18 protein-coding genes are annotated in these 18,784 nt (G+C 56.7%); 14 read left to right on the top strand and 4 right to left on the bottom strand.

Annotated elements, in window-relative coordinates; all coding sequences use genetic code 11:
* Nucleotides 1-157: 157 nt before the first annotated feature.
* Nucleotides 158-1,066, bottom strand: a complete 909-nt coding sequence (locus JL015_RS20285) for a LysR family transcriptional regulator (RefSeq protein WP_201019709.1) — start codon at nt 1,064-1,066, stop codon at nt 158-160.
* Between the two features lie 156 nt (nt 1,067-1,222).
* Between JL015_RS20285 and JL015_RS20280 the strand changes: the two genes are divergently transcribed.
* The gene (locus JL015_RS20280; RefSeq protein ID WP_201019708.1) at nt 1,223-2,404 is read left to right on the top strand and encodes an acyl-CoA dehydrogenase; all 1,182 of its coding nucleotides are present in this window, start codon (nt 1,223-1,225) and stop codon (nt 2,402-2,404) included.
* Nucleotides 2,405-2,414: 10 nt separating this feature from the next.
* Nucleotides 2,415-3,635, top strand: a complete 1,221-nt coding sequence (locus JL015_RS20275; RefSeq protein ID WP_201019707.1) for a CaiB/BaiF CoA transferase family protein — start codon at nt 2,415-2,417, stop codon at nt 3,633-3,635.
* A 142-nt stretch (nt 3,636-3,777) separates the two neighbouring features.
* On the opposite strand, the gene JL015_RS27765 is transcribed toward JL015_RS20275, so the two are convergent.
* Entirely contained in the window at nt 3,778-5,415 is a 1,638-nt protein-coding gene (locus JL015_RS27765; protein WP_236250244.1) for a hypothetical protein, read from the bottom strand.
* Nucleotides 5,416-5,658: 243 nt separating this feature from the next.
* Here JL015_RS27765 and JL015_RS20265 point away from each other — a divergent pair, with 243 nt between their 5' ends.
* The 3 genes from JL015_RS20265 to JL015_RS20255 all read left to right on the top strand — a co-directional run bounded on the left by JL015_RS20265 (nt 5,659) and on the right by JL015_RS20255 (nt 9,287).
* Complete coding sequence (locus tag JL015_RS20265; protein ID WP_201019706.1) at nt 5,659-6,717, top strand: PA0069 family radical SAM protein; 1,059 nt, start codon at nt 5,659-5,661, stop codon at nt 6,715-6,717.
* Between the two features lie 193 nt (nt 6,718-6,910).
* On the top strand, nt 6,911-7,642 hold the full coding sequence (locus tag JL015_RS20260) for a carbonic anhydrase (protein WP_201019705.1): 732 nt from the start codon (nt 6,911-6,913) through the stop codon (nt 7,640-7,642).
* A gap of 112 nt (nt 7,643-7,754) precedes the next feature.
* Complete coding sequence (locus tag JL015_RS20255) at nt 7,755-9,287, top strand: SulP family inorganic anion transporter (RefSeq protein ID WP_201019704.1); 1,533 nt, start codon at nt 7,755-7,757, stop codon at nt 9,285-9,287.
* Between the two features lie 95 nt (nt 9,288-9,382).
* Here the strand turns inward: JL015_RS20255 and JL015_RS20250 are convergent, their stop codons facing one another.
* Complete coding sequence (locus JL015_RS20250) at nt 9,383-10,033, bottom strand: hypothetical protein (protein WP_201019703.1); 651 nt, start codon at nt 10,031-10,033, stop codon at nt 9,383-9,385.
* Between the two features lie 358 nt (nt 10,034-10,391).
* Between JL015_RS20250 and coxB the strand changes: the two genes are divergently transcribed.
* From coxB to JL015_RS20230, 4 genes are read left to right on the top strand one after another with little or no spacing between them, the layout of a single operon-like run.
* Entirely contained in the window at nt 10,392-11,516 is a 1,125-nt protein-coding gene (coxB, locus tag JL015_RS20245; RefSeq protein ID WP_201019702.1) for a cytochrome c oxidase subunit II, read from the top strand.
* 19 nt (nt 11,517-11,535) lie between these two features.
* A complete protein-coding gene (ctaD, locus tag JL015_RS20240) occupies nt 11,536-13,128 on the top strand; it encodes a cytochrome c oxidase subunit I (RefSeq protein WP_201019701.1) in 1,593 nt (530 codons plus the stop codon).
* A gap of 8 nt (nt 13,129-13,136) precedes the next feature.
* On the top strand, nt 13,137-13,694 hold the full coding sequence (locus JL015_RS20235; RefSeq protein ID WP_201019700.1) for a cytochrome c oxidase assembly protein: 558 nt from the start codon (nt 13,137-13,139) through the stop codon (nt 13,692-13,694).
* Nucleotides 13,695-13,707: 13 nt separating this feature from the next.
* Nucleotides 13,708-14,598 (top strand): cytochrome c oxidase subunit 3, encoded by an 891-nt coding sequence (locus JL015_RS20230; RefSeq protein WP_201019699.1) that lies wholly within the window; start codon nt 13,708-13,710, stop codon nt 14,596-14,598.
* A 5-nt stretch (nt 14,599-14,603) separates the two neighbouring features.
* Here the strand turns inward: JL015_RS20230 and JL015_RS20225 are convergent, their stop codons facing one another.
* Nucleotides 14,604-14,807 carry a twin transmembrane helix small protein gene (locus JL015_RS20225; protein ID WP_201019698.1) on the bottom strand — a complete coding sequence of 68 codons (204 nt, stop codon included), beginning with the start codon at nt 14,805-14,807 and terminating at the stop codon, nt 14,604-14,606.
* 74 nt (nt 14,808-14,881) lie between these two features.
* Here JL015_RS20225 and JL015_RS20220 point away from each other — a divergent pair, with 74 nt between their 5' ends.
* From JL015_RS20220 to JL015_RS20200, 5 genes are read left to right on the top strand one after another with little or no spacing between them, the layout of a single operon-like run.
* Complete coding sequence (locus JL015_RS20220; RefSeq protein ID WP_201019697.1) at nt 14,882-15,616, top strand: SURF1 family protein; 735 nt, start codon at nt 14,882-14,884, stop codon at nt 15,614-15,616.
* The gene (locus JL015_RS20215) at nt 15,594-16,166 is read left to right on the top strand and encodes a hypothetical protein (protein ID WP_201019696.1); all 573 of its coding nucleotides are present in this window, start codon (nt 15,594-15,596) and stop codon (nt 16,164-16,166) included. The genes JL015_RS20220 and JL015_RS20215 overlap by 23 nt, the downstream gene beginning before the upstream one ends.
* A 12-nt stretch (nt 16,167-16,178) precedes the next feature.
* On the top strand, nt 16,179-17,225 hold the full coding sequence (locus JL015_RS20210) for a COX15/CtaA family protein (RefSeq protein ID WP_201019695.1): 1,047 nt from the start codon (nt 16,179-16,181) through the stop codon (nt 17,223-17,225).
* Complete coding sequence (gene cyoE / locus JL015_RS20205) at nt 17,222-18,115, top strand: heme o synthase (protein WP_201019694.1); 894 nt, start codon at nt 17,222-17,224, stop codon at nt 18,113-18,115. The genes JL015_RS20210 and cyoE overlap by 4 nt, the downstream gene beginning before the upstream one ends.
* Entirely contained in the window at nt 18,112-18,747 is a 636-nt protein-coding gene (locus JL015_RS20200; protein ID WP_201019693.1) for an SCO family protein, read from the top strand. Before cyoE ends, JL015_RS20200 begins: the two co-directional genes overlap by 4 nt.
* Nucleotides 18,748-18,784 lie beyond the last annotated feature (37 nt).

Here is an 18,784-nt window from a genome sequence, read left to right as displayed (position 1 = left end):
TCAGGCATTGCGCCCTCATTCTTCAAAAACAGCTAAAGGGCACGTAAATAAAGAGCTTTGTGTGATTTTCCCACCATGAAGTAAGGTTGTCTTTATGCGACAAAACCTTATGTTTGTAGGTGTTTTTAGATAACCACTACTTTTCTGCTTTCGGGGCTCAATCCCTTGCTGGCGGCAGCCTGTAGCCTTCCGCTTGAGCGATCAGCCAGTCTCTGAATGCTCGAAGAGAGGCTGATTCGACTTTTCGCTCCGGAATCATCAAGTGATAAGCCTTGATACTCGACAGTGCGTGAGGATTGGCAATGACCAGCCGTTTTTCCTGTAACTCGCGCTGGATCAGGAAGGGCGGAATCAGGGCTATCCCCATCTCATGCATGGCTGCCTGGGCGAGCATTGAGAATAGCTCGTACCGAGGGCCCGTCATGTCACGTGCGATATTCATGTTCTGCGCGTTGAACCACTGTCGCCAGGCGTAAGGGCGTGTGGTCTGTTGCAGCAGTGGCATCTCGGCTATGTGCCGGGCATCCAGGCTATCGCGGCCTTGCATGAGTGCCGGGCTGCATACCGGCATGGGGTTCTCGCCCATCAGGCGATAAGCCTCGGTGCCTGGCCAGTCGGCATCGCCGAAGTAGATCGCGGCGTCGAAATCGGTGTCGGCAAACAGGAAGGGGCGAGTGCGGTTGGTAAGGTTGACCGTGACTTGCGGGTGGTGTTGCTGGAAATCCTTGAGCCGTGGCAGCAGCCATTGCGTGCCGAAGGTGGGCACGACCGCCAGCTCAATCACATTGGCCCCTTGCTGGCCCATGATCGAAAGTGTGTCGCGTTCAACGGCATCCAGTTGTGCGGCAACGCGACGGCTGTAGGAAAGGCCGGCTTCTGTCAGCTTCACGCCGCGCTTGGAGCGTCGGAACAGTTCTACCCCCAAGAACTCTTCCAGGCTGCCGATCTGACGGCAGATGGCGCTTTGGGTCAGGGAAAGTTCATTTGCCGCCTTGGTAAAGCTCTCGTGACGAGCCGCAGACTCGAAACTGACGAGTGCGGCTGTGCTGGGGATTTTTCGCCGCATGTACGTTGGCCTCACTCATTGTTGGGAGCTATTGCTGTTTTGTGGGTTACGGAGTGATAAATTAGCACAAGACCTTGAGTAATCGTCGTTTGTCGCTCTCTGAAAGCGGGGCTAGGATCACTCCACAACATTTGCGAACAATGCGAGGAGTGAGTCATGGGTGGTAAAGCAAGCTTCAACTGGATCGATCCACTGCTACTGGATCAACAGCTCACAGAAGAAGAGCGCATGGTTATGCGCAGTGCTGAACAGTTCGCCCAAAGCAAGCTGGCTCCTCGGGTCCTTGAAGCCTTCCGTCATGAGCAGACCGATATCGCGATTTTTCGTGAAATGGGCGAAGTAGGGCTTTTGGGGGCGACCATCCCGGAAGAGTTCGGCGGCAGTGGCTTGAATTATGTGAGCTACGGATTGATTGCGCGGGAAGTGGAGCGTGTCGATTCAGGCTATCGCTCGATGATGAGCGTCCAGTCTTCTCTGGTGATGGTGCCGATCAACGAGTTCGGTACCCAGGCCCAGAAACAGAAATACCTGCCAAAACTGGCGTCCGGCGAATGGATAGGCTGTTTCGGCCTCACCGAGCCTGACCACGGCTCTGATCCGGGCGCGATGATGACCCGAGCCCGCAAGGTCGACGGCGGGTATCGGCTGACCGGCAATAAAATGTGGATCACCAATAGCCCGATCGCGGATGTGTTCGTGGTCTGGGGCAAGGATGATGAGGGCGACATTCGCGGTTTCGTACTGGAGAAGGGCTGGGCCGGGCTGAGTGCTCCGGCGATTCACGGCAAGGTGGGGTTGCGTGCATCCATCACCGGCGAAATCGTGATGGATAACGTTTTTGTGCCTGAGGAAAACATCTTCCCGGATGTGCGTGGTCTCAAAGGCCCTTTTACCTGCCTGAATTCGGCCCGTTACGGAATCTCCTGGGGTGCCTTGGGAGCGGCAGAGTTCTGCTGGCACACCGCTCGGCAATACACGCTGGATCGCAAGCAGTTCGGGCGTCCTCTGGCTGCCAATCAGTTGATCCAGAAGAAACTCGCTGACATGCAGACCGAAATCACCCTGGCCTTGCAGGGATGCCTGCGACTGGGGCGCATGAAGGATGAAGGTATCGCGGCGGTGGAAATCACCTCGATCATGAAGCGCAACTCATGCGGCAAGTCGCTGGATATCGCCCGGATGGCTCGCGACATGCTGGGCGGCAATGGCATCTCGGACGAGTTTGGTATTGCTCGCCATCTGGTCAACCTGGAAGTCGTGAATACCTATGAAGGTACGCATGATGTGCATGCGTTGATTCTGGGGCGTGCGCAAACCGGTATTCAGGCTTTCTATTAAGGAGTCTGCAATGGGCGCGCTTTCGCATATTCGAGTACTGGACCTGTCACGGGTCCTGGCCGGGCCATGGGCGGGGCAGATCCTGGCGGATCTTGGGGCTGACGTCATAAAGGTCGAGCGTCCTGGCAATGGAGACGATACGCGATCATGGGGGCCGCCGTTCCTGAAGGACCCGGCAGGAGAGAACACCTCGGAAGCGGCTTATTACCTCTCTGCCAACCGCAACAAGCAATCCGTGACCATCGACTTCACCCGGCCGCAAGGGCAGAAGCTGGTGCGTGAGCTGGCGGCGCGCTCCGATATCCTGATCGAGAACTTCAAGGTCGGTGGCCTGGCTGCCTATGGGCTGGATTACGAAGCGCTCAAGGCGATCAACCCGCGTCTGATCTATTGCTCCATTACCGGGTTCGGGCAAAGCGGGCCTTATGCCAGGCGTGCGGGTTATGACTTCATGATCCAGGGGCTTGGCGGGTTGATGAGCCTTACCGGGCGACCTGAAGGCGAAAGCGGTGCCGGGCCTGTGAAAGTGGGTGTCGCGTTGACGGATATTCTGACGGGCCTTTATTCGACCAGCGCTATTCTGGCTGCCTTGGCTTATCGAGATCAGAGTGGCGTGGGGCAATACATCGATATGGCTTTGCTGGATGTGCAGGTGGCTTGCCTGGCAAACCAGGCGATGAACTATCTCACGACGGGCACTGCTCCGCGCCGTTTGGGGAATGCGCATCCCAATATCGTGCCTTATCAGGATTTTCCTACTGCTGATGGCGACTTCATCCTTACGGTCGGTAATGACAGTCAATTCAGAAAGTTTGCTGAAGTGGCCGGGCAGGCGCAGTGGGCGGATGATCCCCGTTTCCTTACCAACAAGCTGCGAGTGACGAATCGGGCCGAGCTTATTCCCCTGATCCGCCAGGCGACGGTATTCAAGACTACAGCGCAGTGGGTCGAGGAGCTTGAGGCGGCAGGTGTGCCGTGTGGGCCGATCAATGATCTGGCCCAGGTGTTTGAAGATCCGCAGGTTCGGGCGCGTGGCCTGGCTATAGAGATGCCGCATGCTCTGGGTGGTAACGTCGCGCAGGTGGCCAGCCCGATTCGATTGTCTGAAACCCCGGTTGAATACCGGCGTGCTCCTCCTTTATTGGGGGAGCATACCGACGAGGTCTTGCATAACATCCTGGGGCTCAAGGTCGAAGATGTCATGGCGCTGCGTGAGGCCGGGGTGCTTTAGCAGCTTATATAGAGAGAATGGCAGGCTCTTCTATATATGAAGCGCCCGTGACAGCTAATTTCAGCGAAATTGAAATTAACGGTTGACGGGCGATTTAATGTCTCTATAATTCGCCCCACTTCCGGCTCAAGAAACAATCGCCTTATTGTTTACCATTGAAATAACCAAACGAGATCTTGCCATCAATCGATTTGCTGGCCTCGACTTTTACATCACTGTTTTCATAAGAGGAGTTGAACCCTGGAATCGTGACCGGCCATCTAATATCACGTTTGATGGTGACGATTGTCCGGCCTTGTGAAAAATCGCCATAAGGATGGCCAACCAGAGTAAATGACGTACCCGCTCCGGCCTTGAGAATTCGGGCAGAACGAATCTCGTCGTTTGAGCAGCCAAAACTGTTGTTTTTCATCTTGACGTTATGCACACGATTGAAAGGAACCGTACAGTCGAGATTTTTTTCGAGGTTGTTTCCCTCATAGAAGGCAATGGCCGCATCAGAGAAGTTACCCGGCGTCCGACCTACTTCAATACGGGAAATCTTCCCGTTCAAACCATTATTGCGAACATGGATGATCTGATAGTCTGCGTTATTGCGATTCTGTTCAAAACCTGAAACCACAACATGCTCTTTGATCCCGATGTCTCGCTTCACGTCGATAATGGCGTAATCATCTTCGCGGCTACCACCGCCATTGTCGAATACCGTGATTCGGGTGCCTTTGGTAACGCCGGATAACGACATGGATTGAGCCTCATCGTTTTCACAGCCTTGGGTCGGCAGAAGAAGAGTCCGGGAACCGCTGGGAATGGCGCAGACGGTGTCTCTTTTCCTGTCGGCATCAGAGCCTTCCCATAAATAAATGCCACCCTGGCTCAAGGTGCGTGCATAGGAAAAGGCATCGCCGTTCTGGTAATTATTGATACCGATGAAATTCGGCTCATTCCCGCAGTTGGCCGTACGCCGCATCAGGTAGGTCAGGTTATTGTCGTACTTGGCAGAATCAGGAATGGTAGAAGTGGCGGTATGAAACTGGTTCATCAGGAACAGGCGATTCCATTGCTTGCCTGTAGAACTGGCGACTTTTCTGGTATTCAGAGGTACATCTGACCAGCGTGTGGAGCAGGAAAAATTGTGGGCGGCATAAATATTGGAGGCCGCCCCACCCAAGGTGTCCCACTTGTTCTGCGTCAACCAGTCCTTATCGAACAGGACGGTAATGGTCTTTGATCCGACCCGGTACTGCCCACTGACTTCACGCTTATCGGTCATCATGATAAGACGGTTATTTTTCTGGGTCATGGCGGCCAGGGTTGGCCAACCCGAGGTATCGAAATTCGCCGGGTTGAACGAGTAGTCTGCAAGCTCGGGTATCGCATTGAAGACTTCCTGCAAATCGTCACGGCTGACATAAGTCTCGAAAAATATAGTCACAACTTCCGACGTGTTGTTTTTCAGAAAAGGAATGAACTCATTCTTTAGCTGATTGCCCAGCGGGCCGTAGCAAGCAATGGTTTTATGGCAGACCTTGATACGGTTGAAGCCTGACTTCTTGTCGGTATAGAGATCCAGCATGAAACCCCGAACACCGTCTTTCAGTTGCCTGGGCAGTTCTGCCAGATTCTGATTGATCTTCTCGTAGGAATTATGGGTTGTGACCCAGTGATACTGGTCAAAGGGTTTATTCTTATCCGCGAAGCCGGACGCTTGCGCAGTTGTCAGTGCAAGAGACAGGAGCGATGCCCCAACCAGGGTATTAAATACATATTTCGTGTTCACGATTGAAATCCTTTTCAATAGTTGTCAGTTTCTATAACAGGAACTGCCCAAGTGCTCATCCATGAGTGTTGCTGGCGACAATTAATAAATTAATAAGATGTTCAGTGGAACCGGCTTATTGTTACAACGCTTTAAGAAGCGTTTCTCGGCAGGCAGAACCACCGGTCAGGTGGGAAGCATTTTTTCCTGGGCGATGTGAATTTTGATGTACTGTATGCATAAACAGTATTCGAGTCGTTCCTCATGGTCAGCACACCCCCGATTCGCGGCCGCGGTACCGCCACCAATCCGCACAATCGCTTTGCTCCCAGCAGGTCCGTCGCCGAGGACGATGGCTGGTATCAGGAGGTTCCGCTGACCCAAGGCACTCAGGTCATCAACGAAACGGCCAAGACCATCATTACCCGCAACACGTCACCGGACATTCCCTTCGATCGTTCCATCAACCCTTATCGCGGGTGTGAACACGGCTGCATCTATTGCTTCGCAAGACCCAGCCATGCCTATTGGGACATGTCGCCAGGGCTGGATTTCGAGACCAAACTGATCGCCAAGACCAATGCAGCAGCCTTGCTGGAGCAGCAGCTTTCCAAACCTGGCTACCGTTGCGCGCCAATCACGCTGGGCGCCAATACCGATCCGTATCAACCTATCGAACGCGAGCACCGGATCACTCGCGCCACCCTCGAAGTCCTGCTGCGTTATCGCCATCCGGTATCCATCATCACCAAAGGCTCGCTGATCCTGCGCGACCTCGATCTGCTGGCCGAAATGGCGAAGTTGAATCTGGTTTCAGTGTTCATCAGCCTGACCACGCTGGATGACGAACTCAAATGCATTCTTGAGCCCAGGGCGGCGGCCCCCAAGGCTCGCTTGAGGGCGATTCGGGTACTGCGGCAGGCCGGCGTGCCAGTGGGCGTGTTATGCGCGCCGATGATTCCAATGATCAACGACAGCGAGCTTGAAGCGCTGCTCAGTGAGGCCAAGGCGGCCGGGGCACAAAGTGCGAGCTATGTGATGCTGCGCCTGCCGCTGGAGGTGGCGCCACTGTTCGATGAATGGCTCAAGACACATTATCCGCAACGTGCGGAACATGTGATGAGTCTGATACGTCAAAGCCGAGGCGGTGAGGTCTACAACAGCGAGTTCGGGTCGCGCATGCGGGGTGAAGGGCCTTTTGCCGATCTGTTGGCCAGGCGTTACGCCATAGCGACTAAACGTTTAGGCCTCAATCGTCGTGAGAGTTTTCATCTGGACTGCAGCGCTTTTTGCCCGCCGGGAGGGCAGATGTCGCTCCTTTAAATACAGGAACTGCGTCCTAGAGCTGTCGCATTCAGTTTCACTTAAGCTTGGGTGGCTAATCTGTAAATCGGAGTGATGCCCGCGATAGCGTTCAATGGACTTGTTCGCTATGCCACACAAAGAGGGCTCAGGTCCGTTTCCGTTTAGATAACGCATGAAAAATCCACATCAATCCGTCAGAGAGGATGAAGACATGAGAGACATGGATAAACAGCAGTCGGCTACCTCAGCCAGTGAGCAGCCTGCATTGAATAGTGCTGAGGTAGCGCTGCAGCAAATCGTGAGTGGCTTCGTGCATTTCCGTCATGAGGTCTTCCCACAGCAGGAAGAACTGTTCAAGAAACTGGCCACGGCGCAATCGCCTCGCGCCATGTTCATCACCTGCGCAGACTCGCGCATCGTGCCTGAACTCATTACCCAGAGCTCTCCGGGCGATCTTTTCGTCACCCGTAACGTCGGTAACGTCGTTCCACCTTACGGCCAGATGAATGGCGGGGTTTCAACAGCCCTCGAGTACGCGGTTTCGGCTCTGGGCGTGCAACACATCATCATCTGCGGTCACTCCGATTGCGGCGCAATGCGTGCCGTACTCAACCCTCAAAGCCTCGATAAAATGCCGACGGTCAAAGCCTGGCTGCGTCATGCAGAGGTTGCCCGTACGGTGGTAGAGAACAATTGCAGTTGCGGCAGCGAAAAGGAAACCATGCACGTCCTGACTCAGGAAAACGTGATCGCTCAGCTCCAGCACCTGCGTACCCACCCTTCGGTTGCATCAAAACTGGCCAACGGTCAGTTGTTCATCCACGGCTGGGTCTACAACATCGAAACCAGTGAAATCCTGGCTTACGACTCGGACCGGGATGCGTTCCTGCCACTCGATGGCGAGGGTCCGACACCCATGGCTACCCCGAAACCGCGTTTCTAGTCGCCTGACTTAATTCACGACTGACGGTAAACCCCTCTTTGAGCCTATGGCGGTTGCGCAGGATGCGCGCCGCCAGGCTTTGTTACATCTGAAGAGATCCCGGAGAAGCATCATGGGTACTACAGAACTGAAATCCGTTTTACCACGGGAGCTGCTCGCTTCCGTGGTGGTGTTCCTGGTTGCCCTGCCGCTGTGCATGGGGATTGCAATTGCTTCTGGCATGCCTCCGGCCAAGGGATTGATTACTGGCATCATCGGTGGCCTGATCGTCGGCTGGATCGCGGGGTCGCCCTTGCAGGTCAGTGGCCCTGCCGCAGGTCTGGCCGTATTGGTATTCGAGCTGGTACGTGAGCATGGAATGGCCATGCTTGGCCCGATTCTTCTGCTGGCCGGCCTGCTTCAACTACTGGCCGGACGCTTCAAGCTCGGCTGCTGGTTCCGGGTGACGGCACCGGCTGTGGTGTATGGCATGCTGGCCGGCATCGGCGTGCTGATCGTCCTTTCACAAGTGCATGTGATGTTTGATAGCGGCCCGAAACCGTCCGGGCTGGATAACCTGTTGGCATTCCCTGAAACTCTGGTACAGGCCATCGGGCCTGGACCGGCCATGCAGGCAGGCCTGCTGGGTCTGGGAACCATGCTGGTGATGTGGTCCTGGGAAAAAATCCGTCCACAATCACTGCGTTTCGTTCCGGGAGCACTGCTGGGTGTCGGTCTTGCAACAGGCATAAGCCTCATCATGGCGCTGGAGGTCAAGCGCGTGGAGGTCCCTGACAATCTGGCCGACGCCATCGACTGGCTACGCCCTGCGGACCTCATGAACCTCGCCGATCCTGCGATCCTGATTGCTGCCATCGCCCTGGCCTTCATCGCCAGTGCCGAAACGCTGCTTTCGGCCGCTGCCGTCGACCGCATGCACAACGGCACGCGCTCTGACTTCGACAAGGAGTTAAGCGCACAAGGCATAGGTAACATGCTGTGCGGCCTGGTGGGTGCGCTGCCAATGACCGGCGTTATCGTGCGTAGCTCGGCAAACGTTCAGGCAGGTGCCACAACCCGATTCTCGACGATTTTCCATGGCCTCTGGCTGCTGGCTTTCGTGCTGATTCTGTCGAGCGTACTGCAAAGCATTCCGGTGGCGAGCCTGGCGGGTGTGCTGGTATACACGGGCCTCAAGCTGGTAGATCTCAAGGCATTTCGCGGTCTGGGCCGTTATGGACGCACGCCGATGTTCATCTATGCCGCCACGGCTTCGTCAATCATCCTCACTGACCTGCTGACTGGCGTACTGGTTGGTTTCGGTCTGACTCTGGCCAAGCTGGCACTCAAGGCTTCGCGCCTGAAGATCAGCCTGGTTCAACTGGAGGGTGACGGTGAAATGGAGTTGCGTCTGGTGGGTGCGGCTACCTTCCTCAAGGTTCCGGCGCTGACCAAAGTGCTGGGCAGCATCCCTCAAGGCAGCACCGTGCACGTGCCGTTGAACAACCTGACCTATATCGATCACTCTTGCCTGGAATTGCTGGAAGAGTGGGGGCGGACCAATGCCGCTCAGGGGACGAAACTGCTTATCGAGTCGCGGGGCTTGAAGCGTCGTCTGGAAGGTCGGATCTATACGACAACCGGTATCGGAGCTGCTGCCAGGTAGCTCGCGTCAGCGGTGGGCGTCTTCGCGAAGCAGCGGAGCGCCTGCCGACTCTCCTTCCTTTGCTCGCAAAGACATTATTACAACGACCGACAGCATCAGGCCTCGGGGCGATCCAGCTCCAGGCCGATGCCCAGTTGACGTGACAGACACGGCCAGCGTTTCCATGCTTCTTCGGTGTCGGGGCTATCAAGGCGCTCACGGTAGGTTTCGACCGATTCCAGTGCAAAGCTCTCATCATCGAGTAACTGGTCAACTGCATGATGTACGGCTTCATCGAGCTGGTTGGCGAACTCTTCGCCGATCAACTGGTGGGCAATCACACTGGCGACGACAGTGTTCGAAGGGATCAACGGCCGGCCGAAATGCTTGATGTAGAGGTCATTCACCTCTTCTACAAGGCGATGTGCCAGATACGCTTCATCCAACAGACTGTCGAGCCCTTCATGACCGGCCATGATGGCTGGCGGACTAACGAAAAACTGCTCGGCAATTTTCAGGACAGGCTTTATCTGTCCTTCTATACCCGCCTGAACTGCAACTTCGTGAGCAGCGTCTAGCAGGTCCGGTACCAACTCGATATAGGCAGAAACAAAGCGCGTCAGCACACCTTTTGCGTCGACATCCGGAAGATCAATCGCGGGATGCAGATGGGGTAGCTGGATTTCCAGTTGTTGTAGCAATTGGCCTGTTTCGGCTTCGTGTTGATGTGCACGCTGAATCTGCTCGCGCAATGCGGCGGTGTTCATGAAGGCTCCTGAGGGCTTAAAACCAGGTAGTTATTAGGGGAAGTCATACGTTAGCCTGATTGGCTGACTCCCTAAGACGCATTTTTCATAACTAAGTAACATTTATGTGTATTAGTTATTAAAAGACTCTTTCAAGACCTTTATCTTACGATCTTAATAAAACCCCATACATCTATATGGATGGTTCTCCCATCGCGTTGCGCACTCTCTGGCTATGTCTATACTCGGCTGTGAGAGAAGTTGGCTGAAGGCCGCAACGCTGTAGACCTGGGTCATCCGGGCATGATGTCAGTGAATTCGCAAGCCGCTCCTTGGCCGCAGACAAAGTCTGCCGGATAACAAGCTGGGGGACCCCGCGATGAAGCGACGTCCATACGTTTGGATGGGGCTCGTGTTGTGGCAAATATTTGCTCAGGCGCAAGCAGCCTGGACAACGAATATGGCGCCTGGCGCCTCTGTCGTCAGCAACGCGGTGTTCGATCTGCACATGACCATCTTCTGGATATGTGTCGTGATCGGTCTTGTGGTGTTCGCTGCCATGTTCTGGTCGATGCTCATGCATCGACGCTCTCTCGGGCAGAAAGCCGCCCACTTTCACGAAAACACGACCGTCGAGATTCTGTGGACCATCGTCCCCTTTCTGATTCTGGTCGCCATGGCGATCCCGGCGACCCGCACCCTGATCAGCATGTATGACGCCAGTGAGTCGGATGTCGATATCCAGATCACGGGCTATCAGTGGAAATGGCACTACAAATACCTGGGACAGGATGTCGAGTTCTTCAGCAACCTGGCGACCCCCGCCGACCAGATCCACAACCGTGAAGCCAAGGGCGAGCATTACTTGCTGGAGGTCGATCAACCGCTGGTGCTGCCGGTGGGCGAGAAGATCCGCTTTCTGGTGACCGGCGCCGACGTGATCCACTCCTGGTGGGTACCCGCTTTCGCCGTCAAACGCGATGCCATTCCGGGGTTCGTCAATGAAGCCTGGACCCGTATCGAAAAACCCGGCATTTACCGAGGCCAATGCACCGAGTTGTGCGGCAAGGACCACGCCTTCATGCCCATTGTGGTGGAAGCCAAATCCCCGGCGGATTACCAGGCATGGCTCGCCGCACGCAAGGAAGAAGGCGCCAGGCTCAAGGAACTCACCGACAAGAACTGGACCCGGGAAGAACTGGTCGCCCACGGCGACAAGGTCTATCACACCGTTTGCGCCGCCTGCCATCAGCCTGAAGGACAGGGCATGCCGCCACTGTTCCCGGCGCTCAAGGGCTCGAAAATCGCCACCGGCCCCATCGAAGATCATTTGAAGATTGTGTTCAACGGCAAGCCGGGGACAGCCATGGCTGCCTTCGGCAAACAACTCTCGGAAGTCGATATCGCCGCAGTTGTGACCTACGAGCGCAATGCGTGGGGTAACGACAAGGGCGACATGCTGAGCCCCAGGGATGTACTGACCCTCAAGCAGTCACAGCAATGAGCGCGCAGGAGACCGGAACATGAGTGCAGTGATCGATGACCATGGCAAGACAGACCATGAGCATGCGCATGGACCCGCCAAAGGCCTGATGCGCTGGGTACTGACCACCAATCACAAGGACATCGGCACGATGTACCTGTGGTTCAGTTTCACGATGTTCCTGCTGGGCGGTTCATTCGCCATGGTGATTCGCGCGGAACTGTTCCAGCCGGGCCTGCAAATCGTCGAGCCTGCCTTTTTCAATCAGATGACCACCATGCATGGCCTGATCATGGTTTTCGGCGCGGTGATGCCAGCCTTCGTCGGCCTGGCCAACTGGATGATTCCGCTGATGATCGGCGCGCCGGACATGGCCTTGCCACGCCTCAACAACTTCAGCTTCTGGCTATTGCCTGCCGCATTCCTGTTATTGGTTTCCACGCTCTTTCATCCTGGCGGCGGCCCCAACTTTGGCTGGACATTCTACGCACCGCTCTCGACGACTTATGCACCCGAAAGCGTGACATTCTTCATATTGGCTATCCATATGATGGGAATAAGCTCAATCATGGGCGCTATCAATGTCGTCGCGACCATCCTCAACCTACGGGCACCGGGCATGACGCTGATGAAAATGCCGCTGTTCGTCTGGACCTGGCTGATCACGGCGTTCCTGTTGATCGCGGTCATGCCGGTGCTGGCAGGCTGCGTGACCATGATGCTGATGGATATCCATTTCGGCACCAGCTTCTTCAATGCTGCCGGGGGCGGCGATCCGGTGCTGTTTCAGCACGTATTCTGGTTTTTCGGCCACCCCGAGGTGTACATCATGATCCTGCCGGCCTTCGGCGCGGTCAGCTCGATCATCCCTGCTTTCTCGCGCAAGCCGCTGTTCGGCTATACCTCAATGGTCTACGCCGTGGCGAGCATCGCCTTCCTGTCGTTCATCGTGTGGGCACACCACATGTTCGTGGTGGGAATCCCTTTGGTGGGCGAATTGTTCTTCATGTACGCGACGATGCTCATTGCCGTGCCGACGGGGGTCAAGGTGTTCAACTGGGTCAGTACCATGTGGCAAGGCTCGCTGACGTTCGAGACGCCCATGCTGTTCGCCGTGGCGTTCGTGATCCTGTTTTCCATTGGCGGGTTTTCGGGATTGATGCTGGCGATAGCCCCGGCAGACTTCCAGTATCAGGACACTTACTTCGTGGTCGCGCACTTCCACTATGTATTGGTGCCCGGCGCGATCTTCGGCATTTTCGCCTCGGCTTATTACTGGCTGCCCAAGTGGACCGGGCACATGTATGACGAAACCCTGGGCAAGCTGCATTTCTGGCTGTCATTCGTGGGGATGAACATGGCGTTCTTCCCGATGCACTTTCTTGGCCTGGCAGGCATGCCGCGTCGTATCCCGGACTACAACCTGCAATTCGCGGACTTCAACATGGTGTCGTCCATCGGTGCCTTCACTTTCGGCGCGACACAGGTGTTCTTCCTGTTCATTGTGATCAAGACCATTCGCGGCGGGCCGCCTGCGCCTGCAAAACCCTGGGATGGGGCTGACGGGCTGGAGTGGACACTGCCTTCGCCCGCGCCTTATCACACCTTCAGCACACCGCCCGAAGTGAAGTGAGTACCGCCATGAGCAACGTGCATTCGATCAAAGGCCTTGTCACTCGCCTGCTGCTGATAGTGGCCGTGATGTTCGCCTTTGGTTTCGCTCTGGTGCCTCTGTATGACGTGATGTGCAGGGCATTTGGCATCAATGGCAAGACCGGTGGCCAGTATCAAGGCTCGCAGGTGATCGATCAGCAGCGGCTGGTGCGTGTGCAGTTCATCTCGACCAATGCGGTGGACATGGTCTGGGCGTTTCATCCCCGGACCGAAGAGATCGAGGTTCACCCAGGCGCAGTCAACGAGATGATTTTCGTGGCGCAGAACCCCACCGACAAAGCGATGACGGCGCAGGCCGTGCCGAGTATTTCCCCAGGTCAAGCGGCGGCTTATTTCCACAAGACCGAATGCTTCTGTTTTACCCAGCAAATGCTGCAACCGGGAGAGCGGATCGAAATGCCGGTGCGTTTCATTGTTGATCGCGACCTGCCCAAAGACGTGAAACACCTGACCTTGGCCTACACGCTGTTCGATATCACTGCACGCCAGCCCCCCGTTCTGCCTGTCGTGAAAAACGGTGGCTGAAGGAGACGCTCAAATGGCTACGCCCCATGAGCACTACTACGTTCCGGCGCAAAGCAAATGGCCCATCATTGCCACGCTGGCCTTGCTGGTCACGATGTTCGGCCTGGGTACCTGGTTCAATGACCTGAAGGCGGCGCGGCCCGAATCCAACGGGCCTCTGATCTTTTTCATTGGCGGCCTGCTGGTGGCCTACATGATGTCTGGCTGGTTCAGTACGGTCGTCAAAGAAGGACGGGCCGGACTGTACAGCGCGCAGATGGATCGTTCGTTCCGCTGGGGCATGGCCTGGTTCATCTTTTCGGAAGTGATGTTTTTCATGGCCTTCTTCGGGGTGCTGCTTTACGTGCGGGTCTGGACAGGTCCGTGGCTGGGCGGCGAGGGCGCCAACGGTATATCGAACATGCTGTGGCCGAACTTTCAATTCCAGTGGCCGCTGCTGGAAAACCCGGACCCGAAACTGTTCCCCGCCCCAAAGGGCATCATTGATCCGTGGCATTTACCGCTGATCAATACCATTTTGCTGGTCAGCTCCAGCGTCACCATCACCTTTGCCCACCACGCCTTGAAAAAGGCCCATCGCGGCGCATTGAAAGGCTGGCTGGCCGTCACCGTGCTGCTGGGCTGCAGTTTTCTGGTGCTGCAGGCTGAAGAGTATGTACATGCCTATAAGGAGCTTGGCCTGACTCTGGGCTCGGGCATCTATGGCGCGACCTTTTTCATGCTTACAGGTTTTCACGGCGCCCACGTCACCATCGGCACGATCATTCTGTTTGTAATGCTGGTGCGGATTCTGCGCGGGCATTTCGATGCCGAGCATCAGTTTGGCTTCGAGGCCGCAAGCTGGTACTGGCATTTCGTGGATGTGGTGTGGATCGGCCTGTTCACCTTTGTGTATGTCTTGTGAGCCGGTCACCAGTTCACATGTGAAACCAGTTGGCCGCTGTAGAAGCCCCAGGTAATCAGCGCCAGGGTGAGGGCGGCGAGAATGACCCGCAGGGCCAGGACCTTGAGCAGGCGGGTCGACTGGTTGTCGTCCTTGATAAGAAAGAACAGGCCGCTGAACAGGCAGGTCACGGTGGCCGCCAACATAAAAACAATCGCTGCTTTGAGCATGAGAAAACTCCAGGAGCAATCGCCATGATGCAATGGAGTATAGGCATGGCCCTACGGCCAGAACGGACGGCAGGATGAAACGCTTCATCCTGCGTTCGGGGCCTGCACTGCTGATGCTGGCAGTGCTGCCACTGCTGGTCATGCTCGGTTTCTGGCAATTGAACCGAGCCGAAGAAAAGCGCGTGATTCTCGGCCATTACGCCGGGCACCGTGCGGCTGCGCCCGTCGATATCGCCCGCTTGCTGGATCTCGAAGAACCCGCCTACAGGCGCGTGCAACTGCATGGGCAATTCGATGCGGCCCACAGCCTGCTGCTCGATAACAGCACCCGTGACGGCAAGGCTGGCGTCGAGTTGCTCCAGCCATTTCAGGACCAGCCCAGCGGATTATGGCTGTGGATAAATCGTGGCTGGCTGCCCTGGCCGGATCGACGCACGCCGCCGGTATTCCGCACCTCAAACCAGCCGCTGCATCTGAATGCCTGGGTCTATGTCCCCCACGGCGAGAGCTTTCACCTGCAAGCCGATGCACTGAGCGACTCATGGCCCAGGCTGGTGACCGCCTTCACGCCAGGCAAGCTCTGGGCTGAGCTGGATCGCCAAGGTTATCCCCACGAACTGCGTCTTGAACCGGGCGAGGCAGCCTATCGCGCTGACTGGCCGGTGGTGGCAATGGAGCCGCAAAAACATATGGGTTACGCCGTGCAATGGTTTGCCCTGGCCACGGCCCTGCTCGGTTTTGGTCTGTACCGGGGTTGGCGCAGCAGAAAACACCGGGAGAAGAATAATGAACACCGTCGGCGTATCTGAATTTCGCAAGCAACGACGAGGACGCCTGCAACTGTTGGTCTTGGTGCTGGTGGCTATCGGGCCAATGATCCTGGCCACCTGCATGTACCGTTTCAACTTCTGGGTACCGGACAGCCGCAGTTATCACGGCCAGCTGATCGGCAACGGCCAAAGCCGCGCCGACCTGGGTGTACAGGCCGATGAACAGCGCTGGCAATTGCTGGTCAGCGCGCCTGGGCAATGCGATGCCGATTGCCAGCAACTGGTCTATCTGGCGCGGCAGGTCCAGATCGGCCTGGGCCGCGATGCAACCCGCGCCAGTCATGCCCTGGCCACGACGACGCCGCTCAGTGACGACTATGCCGAGAAACTTCGGCAGGACTATCCACAATTACAGCGATATCCACTGGATCTTGCCCGCTATCAGAAACTTGCCCCCGGGCTGAATGCGCCGCAACTGTGGATCATCGATCCCCACGGCAACCTTGTGCTGCGCTATGACGCCAGGGTCAAAGGCAAGGATCTGCTGATCGATCTGCGCCAACTGCTGAAACTGTCGAACATCGGATAAAGGGAGGTCGTCATGACCCGACCCGGATTTCGTATCGCCTTGCTTGCCACGCTGCTGGCGTTGTTCGTGGTGCTACTCGGTGCTTACACACGACTGACCCATGCCGGTCTGGGTTGTCCTGACTGGCCTGGCTGCTACGGATTTATCAGCGTACCCGCCAACGACCGACAACTGGCTCATGCGCAGCTGCATTTTCCAGACTCACCCGTGCACCGGGGGAAAGGCTGGAGCGAGATGACCCATCGCTATTTCGCAGGCGGGCTGACCCTGACCATTATTCTGTTGGCAGTAAAGGCCTGGCAGCGTCGGCACCTGGCCGGGCAACCGTTGAAGCTGCCCTTGCTGCTTCTGGGCGTGGTTTTCGTCCAGGCGGCATTCGGCATGTGGACCGTAACGCTCAAACTCTGGCCGCAAGTGGTCACGGCGCATTTGCTGGGAGGTGTGGCCACCTTGAGCCTGCTGTTCCTGCTGACCCTGCGCCTGAGTGGCGCCTTCGTGCCCTTGCCCCAACTGCCCACCCATTTAAGACGCTGGGCGGCGCTCGGGCTGATGCTGGTCACGCTACAGATCGCCCTGGGTGGCTGGGTCAGTGCCAATTATGCAGCGCTGGCCTGCACCGACTGGCCAACCTGCCAGGGCCAATGGTGGCCGGATGCGGACTTCGCCAATGGTTTTCACCTGACCCAGCATATCGGTCCCGATTATCTGGGCGGCAAGCTCGACAACGAAGCGCGCACAGCGATTCATCTGGCCCATCGCGTCGGCGCCATGCTGGTTGCGTGCTCATTACTGACTCTGGCCTGGCAACTCAAACGCGCCAGGCTCAAGGGGCTGGCGACACTGCTGGTGCTGGCGCTTGGAATACAGATCAGCCTGGGGTTCGGCAATGTGCTGCTAAGTTTGCACTTGCCCGTTGCACTGGCCCACAACGCAGGAGGCGCGGGTTTGATGTTGACGCTGACATTGATCAATTTTTGTACACGCCGCACGCCTGACCGAGTCCGCCTGCCTGTCCCGTGGGCAAACGTGCTACCTGTGAAGAAGGACACGATGCAATGAGTGTACTGAGCCAGGAGCGTCAGGCGTTGTGGCGTGATTACCTGGAACTGACCAAGCCCAAGGTGGTGGCGTTGATGTTGATCACTTCGCTGGTCGGCATGCTGCTATCCAGCCACACCCATGTGCCATGGACGATTCTGCTGTTCGGCAATCTGGGGATAGGGCTGTGTGCAGGCAGTGCGGCAGTCATCAATCATGTGCTGGACCGCCATATCGATGCGCTGATGGCCCGCACGCATAAACGACCGGTTGCCCAAGGGCGGATCGCACCGGAAAACGCTTTGATCCTTGCCTTGCTGCTGACGCTTCTCGGGCAGTTTCTGCTGCTGGCATTCACTAATCCGCTGACCGCCTGGCTGACCCTGGCGTCGTTGATCGGCTATGCCGTGATCTACACCGGCTTTCTGAAACGCGCCACACCACAGAACATTGTCATCGGCGGGCTGGCCGGGGCTGCGCCACCCTTGCTGGGCTGGGTGGCGGTTACCGGGCAGGTTACCGCCGAACCCCTGTTGCTGGTGCTGATCATCTTCGCCTGGACCCCGCCGCACTTCTGGGCTCTGGCCATTCATCGCAAGGCCGAATATGCCAAGGCCGATATCCCGATGCTGCCGATCACCCATGGCGAGCAGTACACCAAGGTGCATATCGTGCTGTATACCTGCATCCTGTTCGCGGTCAGTCTGCTGCCCTACGTGATTCACATGAGCGGCCTGACGTACCTGTTTTGTGCATTGATACTGGGTTTGCGCTTCCTGCACTGGAGCCGGGTGCTGTACCGTGGCACTCGACCGCACGTGGCAATCGACACCTTCAAGTACTCTATCCATTACTTGTTCCTGCTGTTCATTGCCCTGCTCGCAGATCACTACCTACTGTTGAAACCATGACTCGAACCCAGAAAACCGTATTCATCCTCGTCGCCATCGTGGCCTTGATCCTGGGCCTGACCTTCAATCGCGTGCTGTCCGGCAAAGGCGCAGCCGATCAGACTGCCCTGATCGATGCGGGCATTATCCTGCTGCCGCAAAGCCGCAACCTGCCTGACCTGAGGATGATCGACCAGAACGGCGGCTCGGTAGCCATCAATCAGTTGAAGGACAAGTGGACGCTGCTGTTCTTCGGTTACACCTTCTGCCCGGACATCTGCCCGACCACGCTGGCGCAGATCCGCCAGATCAAGAGCGAACTGCCCAAGGACGTCGTCGGTAACTTGCGCGTGGTGCTGATCAGCGTCGACCCGAATCGCGACACGCCGCAACAGCTCAAGCAATACCTGGGTTATTTCGACAAGGAATTCATCGGGCTCACCACTTCGGTGGCGGATCTTCAGAGGCTGGCCAATGCGGTGAGCATTCCGTTCATTCCTGCCGATACCAGCAAGCCGAACTACACCGTTGACCACAGCGGGAACCTGGCACTGCTGGGGCCGGACGGCACTCAGCGGGGCTTCATTCGTGCACCGTTGAGCAGCCAGAAGCTGGTGGTGCAATTGCCAGGGTTGTTGCAGAGAAACCAGTAGGAGCGAATCGGGCGGCGCTCCGCCCGATTCGCTCCTA

Source organism: Pseudomonas cichorii (assembly GCF_015471405.1).
Lineage (GTDB): Bacteria > Pseudomonadota > Gammaproteobacteria > Pseudomonadales > Pseudomonadaceae > Aquipseudomonas > Aquipseudomonas serbiensis.
The sequence above is the reverse complement of the archived record's forward strand: the minus strand, read 5'-3'. Positions and strand labels throughout refer to the sequence as shown.